The sequence below is a fragment of the Coleofasciculus chthonoplastes PCC 7420 genome (genome assembly GCF_000155555.1).
Taxonomy (GTDB): domain Bacteria; phylum Cyanobacteriota; class Cyanobacteriia; order Cyanobacteriales; family Coleofasciculaceae; genus Coleofasciculus; species Coleofasciculus chthonoplastes_A.
In genome coordinates, this window is record NZ_DS989843.1 from 7,501 (window position 1) to 26,547 (window position 19,047).

The 19,047-nt window shown below is 44.1% G+C and carries 18 protein-coding genes (1 of these 18 only partly in view); 10 read left to right on the forward strand and 8 right to left on the reverse strand.

Features of this window, described 5'->3' with window-relative positions:
- Positions 1–1,254, reverse strand: partial view of an adenylate/guanylate cyclase domain-containing protein gene (locus MC7420_RS04110; RefSeq protein WP_006098834.1) — the 5' portion only. It extends 165 nt beyond the left edge of the window; only the first 1,254 of its 1,419 coding nucleotides appear in the window; it begins with the start codon at positions 1,252–1,254; the stop codon falls past the left edge of the window.
- Between the two features lie 409 nt (positions 1,255–1,663).
- On the opposite strand from MC7420_RS04110, the gene MC7420_RS04115 reads away from it, so the two are divergent.
- From MC7420_RS04115 to MC7420_RS04125, 3 genes are all read left to right on the forward strand, one after another.
- Positions 1,664–2,440, forward strand: coding sequence for a class I SAM-dependent methyltransferase (locus MC7420_RS04115; RefSeq protein ID WP_006098960.1), 777 nt, complete (start codon positions 1,664–1,666; stop codon positions 2,438–2,440).
- A 242-nt stretch (positions 2,441–2,682) separates the two neighbouring features.
- Positions 2,683–3,759: a LamG-like jellyroll fold domain-containing protein gene (locus tag MC7420_RS04120; protein WP_006098876.1), complete on the forward strand. Its 1,077-nt coding sequence runs from the start codon at positions 2,683–2,685 to the stop codon at positions 3,757–3,759.
- A gap of 135 nt (positions 3,760–3,894) precedes the next feature.
- A complete protein-coding gene (locus tag MC7420_RS04125) occupies positions 3,895–5,094 on the forward strand; it encodes a WD40 repeat domain-containing protein (protein ID WP_006098867.1) in 1,200 nt (399 codons plus the stop codon).
- A 27-nt stretch (positions 5,095–5,121) separates the two neighbouring features.
- On the opposite strand, the gene MC7420_RS04130 is transcribed toward MC7420_RS04125, so the two are convergent.
- Positions 5,122–5,724, reverse strand: coding sequence for a hypothetical protein (locus MC7420_RS04130; RefSeq protein WP_006098821.1), 603 nt, complete (start codon positions 5,722–5,724; stop codon positions 5,122–5,124).
- A gap of 203 nt (positions 5,725–5,927) precedes the next feature.
- Complete coding sequence (locus MC7420_RS04135; RefSeq protein ID WP_006098837.1) at positions 5,928–6,302, reverse strand: DUF1257 domain-containing protein; 375 nt, start codon at positions 6,300–6,302, stop codon at positions 5,928–5,930.
- A gap of 239 nt (positions 6,303–6,541) precedes the next feature.
- Between MC7420_RS04135 and MC7420_RS04140 the strand changes: the two genes are divergently transcribed.
- Complete coding sequence (locus MC7420_RS04140) at positions 6,542–7,021, forward strand: hypothetical protein (protein WP_052307426.1); 480 nt, start codon at positions 6,542–6,544, stop codon at positions 7,019–7,021.
- Here MC7420_RS04140 and MC7420_RS04145 read toward each other — a convergent pair.
- Complete coding sequence (locus tag MC7420_RS04145; RefSeq protein ID WP_006098816.1) at positions 7,007–7,645, reverse strand: response regulator; 639 nt, start codon at positions 7,643–7,645, stop codon at positions 7,007–7,009. The two genes, MC7420_RS04140 and MC7420_RS04145, sit on opposite strands and share 15 nt — an antisense overlap.
- Before the next feature lie 275 nt (positions 7,646–7,920).
- On the reverse strand, positions 7,921–9,102 hold the full coding sequence (locus MC7420_RS04150; protein WP_044205049.1) for a sensor histidine kinase: 1,182 nt from the start codon (positions 9,100–9,102) through the stop codon (positions 7,921–7,923).
- Positions 9,103–9,415: 313 nt separating this feature from the next.
- Between MC7420_RS04150 and MC7420_RS04155 the strand changes: the two genes are divergently transcribed.
- Positions 9,416–9,829, forward strand: a complete 414-nt coding sequence (locus MC7420_RS04155) for a Spy/CpxP family protein refolding chaperone (protein WP_006098880.1) — start codon at positions 9,416–9,418, stop codon at positions 9,827–9,829.
- A 167-nt stretch (positions 9,830–9,996) separates the two neighbouring features.
- Positions 9,997–10,734, forward strand: coding sequence for a phytochelatin synthase family protein (locus MC7420_RS04160; protein ID WP_006099075.1), 738 nt, complete (start codon positions 9,997–9,999; stop codon positions 10,732–10,734).
- Here the strand turns inward: MC7420_RS04160 and MC7420_RS39155 are convergent.
- Entirely contained in the window at positions 10,731–10,964 is a 234-nt protein-coding gene (locus MC7420_RS39155) for a hypothetical protein (protein ID WP_157453037.1), read from the reverse strand. The two genes, MC7420_RS04160 and MC7420_RS39155, sit on opposite strands and share 4 nt — an antisense overlap.
- On the opposite strand from MC7420_RS39155, the gene thrB reads away from it, so the two are divergent.
- From thrB to MC7420_RS04175, 3 genes are all read left to right on the forward strand, one after another.
- Entirely contained in the window at positions 10,942–11,901 is a 960-nt protein-coding gene (gene thrB, locus MC7420_RS04165; RefSeq protein WP_006099059.1) for a homoserine kinase, read from the forward strand. The two genes, MC7420_RS39155 and thrB, sit on opposite strands and share 23 nt — an antisense overlap.
- Before the next feature lie 499 nt (positions 11,902–12,400).
- Positions 12,401–12,925, forward strand: a complete 525-nt coding sequence (locus MC7420_RS04170) for a pentapeptide repeat-containing protein (protein WP_006099018.1) — start codon at positions 12,401–12,403, stop codon at positions 12,923–12,925.
- 402 nt (positions 12,926–13,327) lie between these two features.
- Entirely contained in the window at positions 13,328–15,178 is a 1,851-nt protein-coding gene (locus tag MC7420_RS04175; RefSeq protein WP_232231632.1) for a CHASE3 domain-containing protein, read from the forward strand.
- A gap of 87 nt (positions 15,179–15,265) precedes the next feature.
- Here MC7420_RS04175 and MC7420_RS04180 read toward each other — a convergent pair whose 3' ends face one another.
- Positions 15,266–16,132, reverse strand: coding sequence for an Npun_R2479 family HD domain-containing metalloprotein (locus MC7420_RS04180; RefSeq protein WP_006099061.1), 867 nt, complete (start codon positions 16,130–16,132; stop codon positions 15,266–15,268).
- Between the two features lie 599 nt (positions 16,133–16,731).
- Between MC7420_RS04180 and MC7420_RS04185 the strand changes: the two genes are divergently transcribed.
- Positions 16,732–18,567, forward strand: coding sequence for an AAA-like domain-containing protein (locus tag MC7420_RS04185; RefSeq protein WP_044205053.1), 1,836 nt, complete (start codon positions 16,732–16,734; stop codon positions 18,565–18,567).
- Positions 18,568–18,720: 153 nt separating this feature from the next.
- On the opposite strand, the gene MC7420_RS04190 is transcribed toward MC7420_RS04185, so the two are convergent.
- A partial coding sequence (locus MC7420_RS04190) for an REP-associated tyrosine transposase (protein WP_390434830.1) occupies positions 18,721–19,047 on the reverse strand: 327 nt, incomplete at its 5' end.

The window sequence follows — 19,047 nt, forward strand, 5'->3', positions numbered from 1 at the left end:
GCTAGCTGTATTTACGGCATCCCCCCATAAGTCGTAAATAAACTTTTTCGTGCCAATAACGCCAGCTACCACCGATCCAGTATTAATACCAATGCGAATACTGAGTTCAGCATGATGCTTTTGATTAAACTGTTGAATTTCTTGTTGCATATCCAGCGCCATTTCTGCGATCGCGGCGGCATGATCAGGGTGTGGTTTGGGTAATCCACTGGCAACCATATAAGCATCGCCAATCGTTTTAATTTTCTCCAAATTATGCTTCTCGGTCAGGTGATCAAATGCTGAGAATATCTCATTGAGTAAGTTAACTAATTCTGTTGGTGAGATTCGTTCCGATAGTTGGGTAAAGCCAACTATATCCGCAAATAAAATAGTAACCTCTGTAAAACCATCAGCAATACAAGTTTGGTTTTGTTTCAATCGCCCCGCAATAGGTTCCGGTAAAATATTCAGCAATAAACGCTCAGACTTTTCTTGTTCAACCCGCAATATTTCCGCCGTCCGCTTGCGTTCGGCAATTTCCCAGAAAATTCGCTGAAACATCTGATTAAAGGCTGTCATGACATCACCTAATTCATCATGGCGCTGAACGGATAAAGCATAGAAATTGAGATTTAACGTATCTTGGCTAATGGATTCTCCGACGGCAATTAAGTCTTGACGAAGTTGTAGGATAGGGACAATTACGGTTTTTCCTAAAACTAACATGGTTGTTCCGGTAACAAACACTGATATTAACAAGACTAAACCCGCAATTCTTAGGGTAAAGGCGTATAACTTGGGTTGAATCGAGGACGCATCATGACGAATAATAATTATGTAGGGTTTTCCTAGTTGTTGGGCTGACCAAGCCAAATCATATCGTTGATTCTGTAACTTATAAAGGCGCTGAATATCAGCATGTTTAAGATCCTCGAATGTAAGGGTTGGTGATTCACCAAATTTTCCCATCAGTTGTCCATTTGCGTGGTAAATAGTAACGCCTAAAATAACCTGAGAACCACGAGTTAACTGTTCAATTTTTTCGTAAAATACAATCGTGGACATATTTTTTTGCGTCAACCGCACGACACTCTCAACTACTTCTCCGGAAACGTCTTCCAATTGGTTGAGGAGTTCATGCTTACGCCGATAATAAGAGGGAATTAAAATAAGAGTTTCGATAACAATAAGGCAGATAAATACCCAGAGGGTAATTCGCTGAGATAAACGAGACTGAAATAAGCTTAATAATTTTAACCAGTTAGATGACATCAAAATTTTTCTGGAATAAATTTTCGTAATTATTGTGATATCACCCTGGTTAGTAAATTTGTCGTAAAGGCTTTAGCCTAAATTTTGTTAGGTGTATTGGCATAACACCAACCAACAAACCGACCTAAAGGTTTGTCGTCAGCTCTGGCATTGTAAGGCACTAAAGTGCTGACTACGAACGAAGTTTATCCTCCTGATTGAGGTATGCCACATTAATTTGAAAATCGCCTGAGAAAAAAGGTAGAATTCGATAAATAATGATTATAGTATATATGCCTACCTAATTGCCAATTTTTGTAAGACATTATGAATCTATAAAAACAGCGGTTAATGCTTCAAGGCGCAACGCGATCGCTAAAACCAAATATCTTCGGTAAAATCTCAATGGTAGTCGTTATCCTCAACGCTTGTGAGTTCTCATCCCACCAACCCAATCCCGACTCCTCCAGACTCAGCCATCCCCAACTCCATATTCCCCGGAGAAGTCTTTGCTAAGACGGCGGAGTTTGATCTGTATATCCGGCAACTCTTACCACGTTATGATGAAATGTTAGCGAGCATCGCACGCTGTATCCCGTCTCAGGCGAAACGTATACTGGATTTGGGGTGTGGGACTGGCGAATTGAGTTTCAAGGTACTTCAGCGCTGTCGAGATGTCCAAGTCGTCGGCGTGGATTATTCTCCCCGGATGATCGAGTTTGCCACAACCAAGCTAGAGACAGCCGGATATCGTCAACAGTGGACAGGTATTGAAGGAGATTTTGGTGATTGGGCAAATCATCAGTTATCGGTGGGAGGAGGTTTTGATGCTTGTGTTTCCTCTTTAGCTATTCATCATTTGACGGATGAAATGAAGGTAAAACTGTTTACTAAAATTCGGGAAAGCCTCAACCCTGGCGGTGTGTTTTGGAATGCTGATCCGGTGGTTCCTGAATCACCAATTTTGTCAGAAGCCTATAAGCATATTCGCGAGGAATGGTGTGTAAAACAGGGAACCACGTTAACCGAAGTCAGGACGAAAACAGGTAAAAGTATTCCTTACGGTTCTTCTCAACCGGATCAATTAGTTACATTAGCCGCCCATCTAGATATGTTGAAAGCGGCTGGGTTTAAATCTGTAGCTGTACCTTGGAAATATTATGGGTTAGCCGTATTTGGTGGAGAAAAGACAGAAGGAAAAGGGTAGCAGGGGAGCAGAGGTTGTAGAGACTCCCCCGGTTGGCGTGAAGCTTTCGTTATAGCGCTTTTCAAGTCAGTGAGGTATACAGACAGATCCCCGACTTCTTCCAGAAGTCGGGGATCTTGCTTAATCTCGCCAGATGTTTCATGAGTGTTCCTTCACTTCGTTGATGACTCCGCGAACCATGGCGCGATCGCTTCCTGAGAAGAATGGCATTATAAATTAAAGAGGATAGGGAAATAGGGGCGATGGCAAAGAATTCTCACCGACCAAAAAAGGATGACGCCGTTCTCGGCGGTAAAAATCCACCCCCAACTAAAGGCGTAGTCTTAGGTGGTATTGCTGGGGTAAGGATGCGTTTAACCTCTCCTGTGGTGGAACAACGTTTAGCCGCTATGACTGAAGCCATCGCCTATGGGGAAGCGGGGTTAAATTTAGTGGAGGACGCTTTTTTGCAAGATGAATCCCCACGGGTAAAACAAGCCGCACTCTTAATCCTGTGGAATAAGAAACAACCGTGGGTTCAACAAGCCATTAAACATTATGTCCCGGCTAATCGGGTAGCCTGGTGGTGGTTAAATGAAACCGAAGGGGACATCGCGGCGGATAGTGTGGGGGGAAATGATGGCACAATTAAGGGGGCGACGCCAGTGACGATGGTTCCTGGTCGAATGCCGGGATTAGGTGGTGCGGCACATCCGGATGAGGTGAATTCGGAGTCTTATCGCTTTGTGGAATATGTTCTACCTCAAGGGTTAGGGAGTGCGCTGCAATTTGATGGGGATGACTATGTGGAAATTCCCCATGGAGCAGCCCTGAATTTTGGGGTTGGGGATTTCTCGATTGGTGTGGGTGTTAAAACTCGCCGTCGTGGACTTGAGGTAATTTTGGATAAGCGAGTGGAAACCTCTGGTTCGGTGCAAGGATATTGTTTATATCTGCATCATGGTCGGTTGGGTTTACAATTAGCGGATGGAATCGAGTCAGCTTGGACGAATTATGATAGTCAGTGCTTCATTGCTGATGATCACTGGCACTATCTGATGGTTACCGTTGACCGAGATGCGACGGATGGGGGACGATGGTATGTCGATGGGTTTGAGTTGGGGAATCGGTTTAACCCTATGGGACAACAGGGTTCGCTAAATAATTTTAAACCTCTGCGATTGGGACAGCGTTCGGATCATCCGAGTTCACCGGGATTCTTTCAGGGTAGGATGAGTGATGTGCAACTGTTTAATCGATCGCTAGCCGCACCTGAGATTCTAGCGGTTTATCACAAGGTTGGGGTGAAGGGGACGCGATCGGGATTTATTCATAAGTAATTAGTAGTTTGTAATATCCAATCTGATGTTTTTTTAACGCAGAGGTTTTCGCAGAGGAACGCAGAGAAATTGGTAGTATTTGGGGGATGTTTTATAGAATTGGAGAAATAAACGGAAATAATATTGTAAATGATTATGGTGGAGCATTTTCATCAACCCAGAGACAATGATGCGGTTCTTGGTTCGTCTTATGCTGCCCCTCTGGGTGCGGTTATTTTAGGCGGGATTGCAGGGGTTAAGCGGCGTCTGGCAAGTGACGATGAGACGGTGAGAATTGCTGCACTTAAAGAGGCGTGCAAGTATGGAGAATCGGGTTTAGGGGTAATTATCCCCGCTTTGCAGGATGAATCAGAACAAGTGCAGCGAATTGCCTATTTACTGTTGCGCGATCGCACTGAACGAGAGGCGAAACGGGCGTTAAATGCTTATCTCCCTTATCACCTGTTTGAAGATATCACAACGCATAAGGCGGGTCAATCCATTGCCATTAGTCCCGATGGCACAAGAATTGCCTATTTACGCGGGAAAACTATTCGAGTTTACCATATTGAGACGAAAGAAATCCTCTACAAGATTCCCAAATATCCCAAAGCCAAAGAATTTTTGGCGTTGACTGATGATGTGAAAATAGTGGTGCGAGTCAGGAATGGTGCAAGTCATGTCATCGAGATTTGGGATCAGGGAGAATTTCGCCACAGTCTCTATGGACATCAAGATATCATTCGGGCGATCGCGATTCGTCCCGATGGTCAAATTCTTGCTAGTGGCAGTCAGGATAGCACGATTAAACTTTGGCATTTAGAAACGGGTAAACTGATTTGTACGTTTAGTAATCAATTAACTCTAGGGGCGCATACGGATGAGATTTGGAGTCTTGCCTTTAGTGCGGATGGTAATACGTTAGTCAGTAGTAGTCGGGATGGCAAGATTAAGCTGTGGGATTTGCGGACAAGAGATCGACCTCGGACATTGAAAAGTTACGCTAACCAAGTGGCGATGAATCCTGATGGGTTGACGTTAGCGAGTACCAATTGGCAAGGACAAATCCAACTCTGGAATCTGGCGACTCACCAGGTTGAACATACGTTGGAGGGATATTATTATGCGGTGAATAGTCTGCTGTTTAGTCGATATGGGCGCATTTTAATCAGTGGTGGGAATGATCGGGCAATCAAGTTTTGGGATGTGGCGACGGGAAAGCAAATTCAAACATTGACGGGACATAAGGAGGCTGTAACCTGTTTAGCTTTTTGTCAGGATGGGCAATATTTAGTTAGTGGCAGTTTGGATAAGACGGTTAAGATATGGGGGTGTATGAATAATCAGGCAACTTAGATCAATCTATAATTATCAATATAATTATTAATGGTCTTGAACAGCATTTGCCAAAATTCCTAAAATTTTATCGATATCATTCAGATAATACTCATTCAAATCAATTTCGATAACGTTTCCTTTAAGGCGCAAAAACTTCCAGTTGGTTCCTGACGTGACTGCGCCATAAATTTCGGATATTTCATTTCCCTCGCGGTCATTGAACATCTGAGCCGCTACCATTTCTGCTACACACTGTCCCAATCCCCCAATCAGATTTTCTTTCTTTGCTTCTACCAGCATAATTACTGGCGCATTGACAAATAACTGTTCCGGAGACTGGCTAATCAGAAAATCGCAAACTCCATTCAATCCGCGTTCTTTATCAATATTAAATTCAATTCCTGAAAATAAGTTTATCTGTTCATGTAATTGTCTTCTGATATCAATTAAAATTGGGGCAATAATCATTTCAGATCGAGCTTTTTCACTATTGCTGGCTAAGGCTAAGGGAATATTATAGTGTAAAGTATCTGTCAGGAAGGAACTGGGTGCAAACTCAGCAACCTGACTAAACGTATTCATTTCTTCTACAGTAATTAAGTCAAAGTCTTTTTTGACTTTGGCTAACGTAAAGTCACTATATGACATTTGAATTAACCCTGAAAACCTGTAGGTTAGGTGGATGCAGTAAACCCAACAAAATTTAAGCGTCAAGCCCTTACTACGAACTTCAATTGAGAGATACCACGTTACTATTCTTGCAAAGGGCGGGTTTTATTGATGCATCATTGGAGACCAACTGAGTGACTCAACCCGCCTTGACAATACGAATGGGGAATGGGGGGACGTTTTTATTGCCAGCGTCCCACAACTACCCGCACTGTACCGTCTTCTAATACGTCTTCTTCTTCGACATTAAATCCTTGTTTTTGCACGGAATGCATTAACATTTTATGGGCGTATTTTTGATTCACGGAATTGACGAATTCTGTTTGATTAATTCTCGCCCCCCAGAAATCTGCCACGAGTTCATACGCCTCCTCATTTTGGCGAAAGCCTAAATCGTAACCATTAGACTGGCGAATCACGTATTCGGCTTCGGTGGTATTTCCATGATAGCCGCGTACCGAGGTATTGCATTCGACGTGATACCCCAACTCCTGTAATGTTTGATGCAGAATTTCGCCGTTTTTGATTTGAATGTTGATGGTGGTGAAGTGAGACATAGTTTTAGATGATGATTAAAATTGGTGTCCTAACCGCCGTGACGGTTGATATACATGCGTTTATGGCGCTAAAGCGCAACTACGAACTCAGATTAAGGAGTGTGTCATTCAAGTGAAGGCAATGAGTAATCGGGTAAATTTCTCTCTAGGGAAGGATGTGGGAGTTAGACTCTAGCCAGACGCGATCGCACGTCTATTCTGTTTAGTGTAAAGCATAACCGCAGTTAGGAGGGTTCTCAATGGGACTTCGGAAATTAATGGGTTTGGGGCTGGTGATGGTACTTTTGTCTGCTTGTAGTATTTTCTATGAAGACGAAGCGGCTACTATACCGCCAGAGGAGACAGTAGATAAGACAGCGATAGAGAACAGTTCTACCTTAGGTGATGTCTCTGAGAATAGGGAGGAGTTGACGGGTGAGATGATTACGGTGGATGGTAAGGTGGACGAGGTTATCGATTCGAGTACATTTAAGCTGGAACAGGAAGAACCTCTGTTAGACAAACAAGTCCTGGTGATGAATGCTAATCCCGATACGCCGATTATAGAGGACAATTGGGTGAGAGTTACGGGGAAAGTAAGTAAGTTTGTCAGTAAGGAGGAATTGGAGAAGGATTACGATTTGACCTGGGATTTAGATGTGGAACAAAGCATAGAAGTGGAATACGAAAATAAACCAGTGATTTTGGCTGAGTCTGTGGAACTCCTAGCTGTGGATTGAATGGGAGTTTGCCCAGATTGCGGCTTGGGTGCGATCGCGTAGGTTCAATCGGCTTAAGATATTGGTAATATGATTCTTCACGGTCTTCTGGGAAATATACAGAGTTTGGGCAATTTCTCGATTATTCGCACCCGTGGCGATTAAGCGGAGGATTTCCTGTTCTCTGGGGGTTAGTTCATCCCAAGCGGTGGAGGAATTGGAGACAGAAGCAGGGATTTGCGTCATAATCTTTTGACCAATTCCTGGTCCCAATTGAGTATACCCCTTATGCACCGCCCGAATCGCTTGGGCTAATTCGTCGGGGGGTGTATCTTTGAGTAAATAGCCCGATGCACCATAATGCAGGGCTTGGGTAATATACTCATCATCATCGAATGTGGTTAAAACCAATAGTTTGATGTGGGGAAACCGTTGATGGATTTGCCGAGTAGCGGCGACACCATCCATAACAGGCATACGCACATCCATGAGGATAATATCAGGTTGTAGGGTTTCTAGTTGTGCGATCGCGGTTTCTCCATTATCGGCTTCTCCGATAACCTCGAAATCCGCTTCAAATTGTAATAAGGCTTTTAACCCGCGTCGGACTAGACTTTGGTCATCAACTAATAGGATTTTAATCATAAAAGGGCGGGTTTTGTACAAAGTTTACCATCAATAGCTAAGCAGAAAGTTCCTAAACCCGCCCCTACACACTCAACCCTAAATCAGGGCGGGTTTTGTCCAAAATTTACCATCAATAGCCAAGCAGAAAGTCCCTAAACCCGCCCCTACACACTCAACCCTAAATCAGGGCGGGTTTTGTCCAAAATTTACCATCAATAGCCAAGCAGAAAGTCCCTAAACCCGCCCCTACACACTCAACTACTTATGACGAATGACGAATGACGAATGACAAATCACCACTCAACCCTAACTTGACACCCTTGTCCGGGTGCTGTGTTAATTGTAAAACTACCGCCTAATGCTTGGGTACGTTCCCGCATCCCTTGGAGTCCAAAACCCGTGGTATTCTGCATCACATCGAATCCTCTGCCATTATCCTGAATCATCAGATGGAACCGGGAATCTGTCCAAATCTGGATACTCACCTCCGTGGCTTTGGCGTGTTTATAAATATTGGTGAGGGATTCTTGGATAATCCGATAACTCGCCATTTTCACATCAGGCGTCACCGGATGGGACAAATTGATCTGACAATCAGGTAAGATACCTGTAGACTTGTGGAACTCTTGGATTAAAGACGCGATCGCATCCTCTAGAGATTGCCCTTGTAACGGGTTAGAACGCAGGGTTGCTACGGATTGACGCACGTCTTGCAGTGCAGTCGCGGCAACTTGTTTGACTTCGAGTAAAAAATCTTTGGCTTCGGCGGGATTTGATTCCATCAGTCGCAACGCGGCTTCTAAGTGTAGATTAAACGTAATCAGGGAATGTCCCAAGGAATCATGGATTTCCCTCGCAATACGATTCCGTTCTTGCAGCGTCGCCATATCCTCAATCCGGATAGCATAGCGCCGCAGTTGAGCATTTGCCTGTGCCAATTCGTCCCGACTGCGCCGTTCAGCTAATACAGCATCAACTAATAACTGGAGGAAGACCAAGACTAAGCCAAAGACTACTATAGAACTTAACAGGATAAATAGCCAGCGTTCTGGCATTGCCAAAACTGGCGGGCGAAAGGGAGGGCGAGGGTGAAGGCTGCGAGACTGAAATCGGTCAACTTCTCGCATTAGAAATAAGACAAAGGCGAATCCGGTAATAATTAAGCGGCTTTGCCGTTCAAAGATAAAACAGTTTCGGATAACTAAAATAATTAAAATCAAGGGTAACATACGAAGTTTACCCACCAAGGAGACGAGGAGAATTACGCCAATTTCCACGCCGGTATAAATCACCTTGACCGATTTCTGAGTCGGTAATCTCAACCCCATGATGCCAAAGACAGCTAAACCCAACAGATTCAGGAGAGGGAAGCGAGGGAGGTGGGGAAAGGGAAATCGTAGGAATTCAATGATAGCGATGATTCCCAAGAGAATCCATTCTAGATATAAAAGGAAAGGAATTGGATGTTTGGTCATTTATCATTGGTCATTGGTCATTGGTCATTGGTCATTGGTCATTGGTCATTGGTCATTGGTCATTTGTCATTTGTCATTTGTCAGGGAATAGGGAATAGGGAATAGGGAACAGGGTAAGGTAGAGTTTTGATCTCCCCCATCTCCCCCATCTCCCCCATCTTCGCCATCTCCCTCATCTCCCCCACCTTCCCCACACCTAAAACACTAGGACTAAAGTCCTACCTCAAATCAGGACGTTTGCCTCAGGCGGTATAACCCTTACAGTTTCTAGGATAGAGACATCGAACACCAAATCGTTGACAACTCTAACATTATGAACATCAAACTCTTTCCTCTACTTGCAAGCATCGCTGCAATTACCCTAGCTGCTGCACCCATGGCAACATTTGCCCAACCCCCATTCGCAGAGGAACTCAACCTAACAACCGACCAACAAACGCAGTTAGAACGCATCCGGGATAACAAACACTCGCAAATCGAACAAATTCTCACCCCCGAACAACGGGAACAGTTCCAAGAATTGCAGGGACAACGCCAGCGACACCGGGAAGGGATGCGATCGCTAAATCTGACCGAAGCACAACGGAATCAGATGCGGGAAATTCACCAATCCGCACGGGAACAGATGCGAGATGTTCTAACCGAGGAACAACAGGAACAAATGCGTCAGATGCGGGGAAATCGTCGGGGTCAAAGAGGAATGGGACGCCCAAATCAAGCCCAATAGATCAAAAGTAACCCGAGAACCCCGTAGGGGCGCACAGACGTGCGCCCTGATTCGTGTCAACAGGCTAAATTCTCAGCCCACACCAACCCTTTGGGTATGGTGTGCGGTAGTTGACAAAAGCAGATTAATATCAGCATATTAGCAATATTCGACAACTCCAGCTCAATATGCATCGACTGAAGTTTCTCAAAGCACTTCGCATTCCCCTAAGTGCCGGAATTATCGGGTTTTCCTTTGCCACAGGTAAACTTCTTCCCCAAACATTGCCCCTATCCCAGGATTTAATTAACCTTAACTCTCAGGATGGAGAAACCCTACTCGTTGAAAGTAATGCTCGTCGGGACTATTTCCCCTTAAGTATCCATTTTGAAACCCAGGAAAATTTAGCCTATTGTGGTGTCGCCAGTATAGTGATGGTACTCAACGCCCTTTCTATCCCTGCACCGCCAACCGCTAACTTTGGGGATCATCACATTTTCACCCAAGAAAATGTTTTAAATGAACAAACCGAAAAAATTCTCCCTGCTGCTATCATTGCCCGTCAAGGGATGACCTTAAACGAATTAGGTCAACTCTTAGAAACCTATCCCCTCAACGCCGAAGTTTACCACGCCAGTGAAGTAACTCTGGACAAATTCCGTCAGATGGTGGTAGAGAATTTACAAGACCCCAATAACTTTGTCTTAGTCAACTACTTACGAAAAACCATGGGTCAGGAACGGGGCGGACATATTTCCCCGATCGCGGCTTATAATCAACAGAGCGATCGCTTTCTAATTTTAGATGTATCCCGCTACAAGTATCCACCCATTTGGGTTGAGGCGGAAGACCTTTGGCAAGCCATGGCGACGGTGGATTCTACCTCAGAAAAAACTAGAGGTTTTGTGCTGATCAATCGTCGTTAATTAGGGGAAAGTGGGGAGGGCGGGTTTTGTTGTTCCGTTAGTTCTGAGGATCTGACTTTAGTTCCTAAACCCGCCCCTACAATTGTGACTAAACCCGCCCCTACAACCATTGACAGACGGACAGACGTAGCATGAGGAGTTTGAGTTTCTACATTGATACAGGAAATCTGGTAAGATTGCCCCTTGGCATCTTTTAATCCCGCACGAATGTCTATCCATTCTCCCGTCACCGTTACTGTTCCCGCGACAACCGCCAACTTAGGACCCGGATTTGATTGCATTGGCGCTGCCTTAACCCTGTACAACAAGTTCACGTTTACTCGTCTGAGTTCGGATACTCCCTGGGAAACAGAACGGGCGGTGAGAATTCGGGTGTCGGGTATCGAGGCAAACCAGGTAAAAACTGATGAAACGAATCTGGCTTACCAAGCCTTTCTGAAACTATACAACCAGATTGGTCATACACCTCCCCCCGTCCAACTCAAAATTGATTTAGATGTCCCTCTCGCCAGAGGGTTAGGAAGTTCCGCCACGGCGATTGTCGGTGGATTGGTTGGCGCTAACCAACTCGCTGGGGAACCCCTGAGTCAAACCGAAGTCATGCAATTAGCGATCGCGCTGGAAGGACATCCAGATAATGTTGTCCCCGCTTTGTTGGGCGGCTGTCGTCTGGCGGTGCGGGGGGATGCGGTTCTCAAGGAATGGGAGATTTGTGATATTCCCTGGCATGATCAAATTGTCCCGGTTGTCGCCATTCCCAATTTTGAACTCTCCACCCAAGAGGCGCGACAGGTACTCCCCAACCAAGTGAGTCGGGCGGATGCTATTTTTAATATTGCCCATTTCGGCTTATTGGTACGCGCCTTAGCAACGGGACGAGGTGATTGGTTACAAACTGCCCTCCAGGATACGTTACATCAACCCTACCGACAGGCTTTGATTCCGGGGTATGAAGCGGTACAAACCGCCGCCTTAAAAGCAGGTGCCTATGGAGTGACGATTAGTGGCGCTGGTCCCACTTTGTTGGCGCTTGTCGATCCGATGCAAGCTGAAGCCGTAGTCACCGCTATGGCTGAGGCTTGGCAAGAGGTGGGAATTTCTGCAATAGCGCGATCGCACTCGATTGATACCCAGGGAACCCAAAGCGCGATCGCACCCGCCATTTAACCCGCCTAAGGAGACAGAGGGTGTAGAGACGTAACAGTCTAAGTCTCGATACTCCTTAAATCCAGCCTCCCTCAAGGATCGCGCCGCGTCGAAATCCTATCCGACTAGCGAAGCGAAGGATCAACACTCAACACTCAGGGCGGGTTTTGAGGTAACGTTATCGTCAATAGCGAAACGCGATTCCCTAAACCCACCCCTACACACTCAAAACTTCCCCAATTTATAGCTATGCCATAGAAAATCCTCTATGTTTTGACCAAGCACTTCTTATCCGATAATCTGAATAAGGTCTTAAACTTTTGTTACATTGATCGATGAAACCCCTATTTGTTTCATCACCCGTTTCTGGCATAAACTCAATGTTAGTCACTTGATTCAATAGCAATCTCAGCAATTTTTATGACTCCAAATCGACCCTATTCTCACCATTCTGAATGATTCAGAGAATTTTGACAAAACGATACTGCGATCACGTTGAAACTTGGAGGAGTCATACAAAGTGGCAAATGCAAACGATATAGTTATCCTAAAACAAGGTGTTGAAAATTGGAATCGATGGCGACTGCAAAATATTAACTTAAATCAAAATCAGAGTAAAACCAATATACTCAAACTGAACTTTAATAAGGTTGATCTGAGTGGATTGAATCTCAGTGAGTATAATTTGCAAAACTTCAACCTCAGTCGAGCCAATCTCAGTCGAGCCAACCTCAGTCGAGCCAACCTCAGTCGGGCGAATCTCTATGAAGCGATTTGTCATACAACAAACCTGAGTCAAGCCATTTTAATTGATACGAACCTCATCGCTGTTTTCTTAAGAAATGCTGATCTCAGAGGCGCAAATCTGAAAGGCGCGGATTTAACCGATGCGAATCTCAGTGGTGCTGATTTGACAGGCGCTAATCTCAGTCAGACAAACCTGAAAGGAGCAAACCTGAGAAATACCAATCTGAATCAGGCAAATCTCAATGGTGCGAATCTGAGTGGAGCAATTTTGAAGGGCGCGATTATTTGTCAAGTCTAGGGGGGACTGAATGTTGTTGAATTTCCAGGTTCCCATTCCCTGAGAAAGGACAAAGCCAAGAAGATAAATTTTTTTAACCAGCATTTGCCAAAACCGAAACTGTATCGGTAAAATGCTGGTTATATTCTTATACTCTGAAAGCGAGACGTATTTCTCTGAACAAAGAATAAACAGCCCATCTTTGGCATGATTTATATCTAAAAAAAAAATATGCAGACTTTAGTTTATCACAAAAAATATCATTATTTTTTAAAGTTGCGGAAAAAGATAAATTATACCTGAATAGGTGTTTTACCGTTTAACCCGAATCAGAGTTTTATCAGTTAAACTCTACCCTTTATGATAAAATTATCGATACAACGAAAAATCGTCGTAGGATTTGGACTAACCTCTAGCCTGATCGTGATCGTTAGTTTAAGTGGATATTATAGCGCATTTCGCCTGAGAGAGACAAATCACAAAGAACTCCATACCAAAAAAGTATTAACAAAACTTGAAGAAGTCTTAGCTGAAATTACGGATGCCGAAACGGGACAGCGGGGTTATCTTCTCACCGGTAAACCGCGCTATCTCGACCCCTATCAAAAAGCCATTGATAAAGTCGAAGATGATATCAAGCAGCTACAAGACTTGACAGTAGACAACCCTTACCATCAACAAAAGTTAGAGCTAGTCGTCCCTTTAATTAATACCAAGTTTGCCGAACTTGAGCAAACAATTAACTTAAGAAACGAGCAAGGATTGGACGCGGCTTTAGCGATTGTCAACACAAACGAAGGCAAACTGATCATGGATCAGATCCGCGATATCTTTCATCAGATGAAGGCGGAGGAAGAGCGGCTATTGTATGCGCGATCGCAGCACACTCAAGGCACAGTTCATACGACAATATGGATTTTCTCCATTGGACTCATTTTTGACTTAGGTATTCTTGTTTTTGTCTATTATCACATTTATCGCGAAATTAATCAACGGCTGGAGGCTCAAGATCAATTACGAGATAGTGAAAGTCGGCTCACTCAATTCTTAGAAGCGATACCTGTCGGCGTTTTTGTCGTTGATCAAAACGGTATACCCTACTATGCCAATCAGACGGCAAAGAAACTTTTTGGGCAAGGTCTAATTCCCACCAATCCTGCCAATCAGCTACCCGAAATTTATCCAATTTATTCTCCTAAATCTGAGAAAATCTATCCCTCCAATCTTGAGCCAATTATCCAAGCACTTAACGGTAAAAATTCCATCTATGAAGGGATAGAAATTCACCAGCCCGACAAAATAGTGCCGATTGAGGTTTTAGGAACCCCCATCTTTGATGACAAGGGAAATGTTAGCTACGCCATTGTCGTGCTGAACGATATCACCGAACGCAAACGGGGGGAAGCCGAACGACTCAAGTTTACAGGTCATCTGAATAAACTCAATCATGCTTTTTCTCGCTTTGTGCCGGGTCAATTTCTCCAGTTACTCAATAAGGAGACTATTATTGATGTTAAGTTAGGCGACCAAGTTGAGAAAGAAATGTCCGTGTTATTTTCGGATATTCGCGACTTCACTGCTCTTTCGGAAGGGATGACCCCTGAAGAGAATTTTAAATTCATCAATTCCTATCTATCCCGAATGGAACCCACTATTATTAAAAATCAAGGATTTATTGATAAATATATTGGGGATGCGATTATGGCACTCTTTAGTGGCGGTGCGGATGATGCGGTTAAAGCCGGAATTGCCATGTTGCATCAGTTAACTGAATATAATCAACATCGAGCTAACTGTAATTATCGAGCCATTCAACTAGGTATGGGCATTAATACAGGAACATTAATGTTAGGGACTGTGGGCGGATATAACCGCATGGATACCACCGTGATTAGTGATGCGGTTAATTTAGCGGCTCGTTTGGAAGGCTTAACCAAAAATTATGGCGTATCATTATTAATTTCTCACCACACGTTCAAACAATTACAAAACCCCTACGACTATGCTATCCGCATGATTGATCATGTCAAAGTCAAAGGTAAATCTGAACTGGTTACCGTCTATGAAATCTTTGATGCTGACTTACCGGAAGTTCGAGAGGGTAAATTGGCAAATCAAGACCGATTTGCCTTAGCGTTGTCTCTGTATAATCAACAGGCTTATGCCGAAGCACTACGCTTGTTTGAAGCCTGTTTGCGTCAAAACCCAGCGGATCAGGTGGCGAAAATTTATCAGCAACGCTGTCATCTGAATTCTAATACCAATTCTGTTTGACAATTCTAGCCCGGAGTTCAAACTCCAGGCTAAGAGCTTAAGTCCATTTTATGAACTTAAGCTCTTATATCGTCGTCTAAAGATGACTTAAACAAACATGGCAACTTTCTTTGGGCTTACCCTATTTTCCTGTTCAACCTGTAAGACATTACCATACAGATTGGCAATAATCTGTTGACCTGTTTTCGTGACCTCTAAATACCGCAAAGCGGGTTGGATGTATTGCAACACAATTGTCCAGAAAAAGTTGGGGTAGTTTTGCCGCAGTTCACCCGGATTTTGATAGCCTAAAATTTTATTCGCGCCACTTTCTTCAAACTCGCCAAACAAGGCGGGAATCTTTTGTAAGTAACGTGGATCACTAAGCTGACCAATCAAATCAGCCGCACGAGTCAAACCCGGATAATTCATCGTATCGTGATGGGCGTTATCAGCAGGTACTGGAAAACGGGTTAACTCAATATTGCGTTTTACGATGGCACAATCAATGAAGGGATGAGCGCCGAAATACTCGTCCACAAACCGCTTTCCTCGGTCAATATGGTAGCATGTCAAACTCGCATCGGTTGCCCCCTGGGGCAAGGATATCATCATATCATCAAGACCAATCACGTACAATCGTTGATCAGGTTGGTCATTTCGGCAAATCCCCTTAATATAGCCGATGTCATGGCATAACCAAGACACGATTGATGTGAGCCAATCTTGACGGGAAACGTTTCCTTCTAGGATATGTTTCCCTCGAAGGATTTCTTGTCCGACTAAGCTCACCAAAATGGTATGTTCAACATTGTGGTATAGAGCATCACTCTGGGCAATCCGGTCGAGAGTCACTTGCGCCACTCCCGTGATCACCTCAGCATAATCGGTTTGAGAATTTCCGTAAGTCTGACGGTAGCCGACTTGTAGACGTTCGACACAATCGCGAACTAGCACCCCTGTTAAATTAAACATTGTTCTTCCCCTGTCATACTATCTAAATTTATAACCGAGTCGGGTATTTCAGCCCGGTTGGGCGGCTTTACCCTGGTAGATTCACAGATCAATCGGTGGGGAACACCTATTTATTAGTTTCGTTGATCATCTGGGTTATGTAAACCATAAAACCTCACAAAAAAAAATAATAGTTTGGGTGAGATAACAATCCAAATCAATTTTATTTGTTGATCAAAGAAAAACCTCATAAAACCTCATAACTATTTCTTTGTATGTTCATCGCCCGTTAAAAAAGCCTGAAATATCAGGTAAATTTTTTTAATCGCTATTCCCAGAATCGAGAAAAATTAACTTCGCCGAGAGAGCGCTTGTTAAAATTATAATAAAGTTGATGATTAGAATGGATATAATTTAGCATGGCATAACCCTAGCAGGAAAGCAACGGCGGGGGATCGTCTTATGTAAGGGGTTGAGAAATATTCACATAACTTAATATACTGGAGTTTATTTCCACCAACCTACTTAGCCAGACTCAATGAAACGTGAAATCGTTTTGTTGTCGGTTCCATGTTTCCTGTTCCCTAGTTTTAATTTTGAATTTTATTGATGAAGGGGAGATGGATTATAAAGACGCCTTAAATTTTATCGATCGCTTAACCTATCTGAAGACGGGAAAGCACCTAAATGACCTAGAACGGCAGGTTTTTGTCGGATCTTGGCAAGGACGCTCCTATAAGGAGATTTATCCGCAAAATCCGGAGTATGTGGAAAAATATGTGGGCTATAAGTTATGGCAAAAGCTTTCCCAGGTATTAGGGGAAAAAGTCAGCAAAAAAAAGATTCAGGGTGCGATCGCGCGAGCCAAGACGCAGCAGCCGCAAGTGTTTCTCAGTTACCGAAACCAAGAGCCTGACGAGAGTTTAGCGATTCAGTTAGAGGAGGCGATCGCCCAAGCCGGATATCCAGCCTTTAGAACAGGGGTGGAAAAGGGTTCGAGCCATTCCTCTGCTGTCGCCGAGAATGAATTAGCCCAGATTGATCATCAACTGGCGCAATGTGAGTATTTTATCCTGCTACTGTCTCCCCAAGCCGCATTGAGTGAAATGGTGATTGAAGCGTTACGACGGGTTCAGGAGTTACGAGATGAGAGTCACAACGCCAAACCCGTTATCTTACCAATTCGGGTGAATTGCCCGCCCTGTACCCCCCTCAACCACGATTTACGCAGTTATCTCCAGGGAATTGGCTATCAAGAATGGAACACTCCCGCCGATACACCCACTGTGATACAGGCGGTGTTACAACGGTTGTCGAGGAGTGAGGATTGGGAAACGCCAGTCTGGGAAGGGAATGATGTAGCGGAGGAGATCAGCAGCTATCAGACTCCGATCAACCCCTTACCGCCTTTACCCGTGGCTGAACCGGAATTACCCAAAGGTCAAGTGCGGTTAGCTTCAGCCTTCTATGTCGAACGAGTTCCCGATGAAACTCAATGTTATCAAGAAATCCTCAAACCAGGAACCTTGATTCGCATCAAAGCACCGCGACAGATGGGAAAAACCTCGTTAATGGCGAGAATTTTGTATCAAGCCAGAGAGCAAGGCTGTCGCACAGTTCCCTTAAGCTTTCAACATGCGGATAAAAGCGTGTTTACCAATCTCAATCAACTCTTACAGTGGTTATGTGCCAAAATTACCCGCAAGCTGCGTTTACCTCATCAAGTTGAGGCATATTGGACGGATACGTTTGGGAGTAAAGATAACTGTACGGCTTATTTTGAGGATGTTTTGTTATCGGAAACCGATGCACCGTTAGTCTTAGGATTAGATGAAGTGGATCGGGTATTTCAGCATCCCAAAATAACCGATGACTTTTTTGCCCTCTTACGCGCTTGGTATGAAGAAGCTGGGTATGGGGATAGCGATAGTGATTTGTGGGCAAAATTGCGTTTAGTGGTGGTGCATTCAACGGAAGTTTATATTCCCTTGGATATCAATCAATCGCCATTTAATGTGGGTTTACCGATTGAATTATCGGAGTTTAGTCGAGAACAAGTTACCGATTTAGCCCAGCGTCATGGACTCAATTGGCAAACTCATCAGGTTGAGCAATTAATGACAATGGTGGGTGGACATCCCTATTTAGTCCGAGTAGCTCTTTATTATATAGCCAGAGGGGAGTTAACCTTAGAGCAATTGGTAGAGATAGCGCCAACCGAGGCGGGAATTTACGGGGATCACCTGCGCCGACATCTATGGAATTTGCAGCAGCACCCAGAATTGGCGACAGCTTTTGCTCAGGTGCTAGTGGCGGAGGAACCCGTTGAGTTAGAATCCGTGTTGGCGTTTAAATTACACAGTATGGGATTAGTGCAGTTACGGGGAAATGCGACTGTACCCCGCTTTGAATTATATCGCCAGTATTTTCGCGATCGCCTACAAAACGTATTTTAAGTCCAAGGGTATGCTTCAATCAGCTTTTTAGGATTACCGAAACCCTCGATATACCGTAGGGTGGGCAGTGCCCACCAGCCAAAATTTCAGTAAGCTGTCATGCCTTTAAATTGGGTATTAAGTAGGTTGGGAAAACGCAAGGAAACCCAACATCTACTCCTGTCCCACATCAACGCCAAATTTTACCGCTTCCTCTGCACCCCAATCCGCCTCATAAATACCCTCTCTAACATAATGGTGGAAACTTGAATACGCCCAATCTTTTGGTGCTTTTACTAAACGGTGATGAACAGGGTTGTAATGAATATATTCAACATGATGCAGAAAATCCGTTTCATCTCGGATTTGATGCTCCCAAAATCGACGTTGCCATACAGATTGTTCTCCCTTACTCAACCGGGATAACGAACATTGCTGCTTATAGGAGTCTAGGCAAAGACGAGTAAATTCACTTTTAATCAATCGCCAACGAGTAGAAAA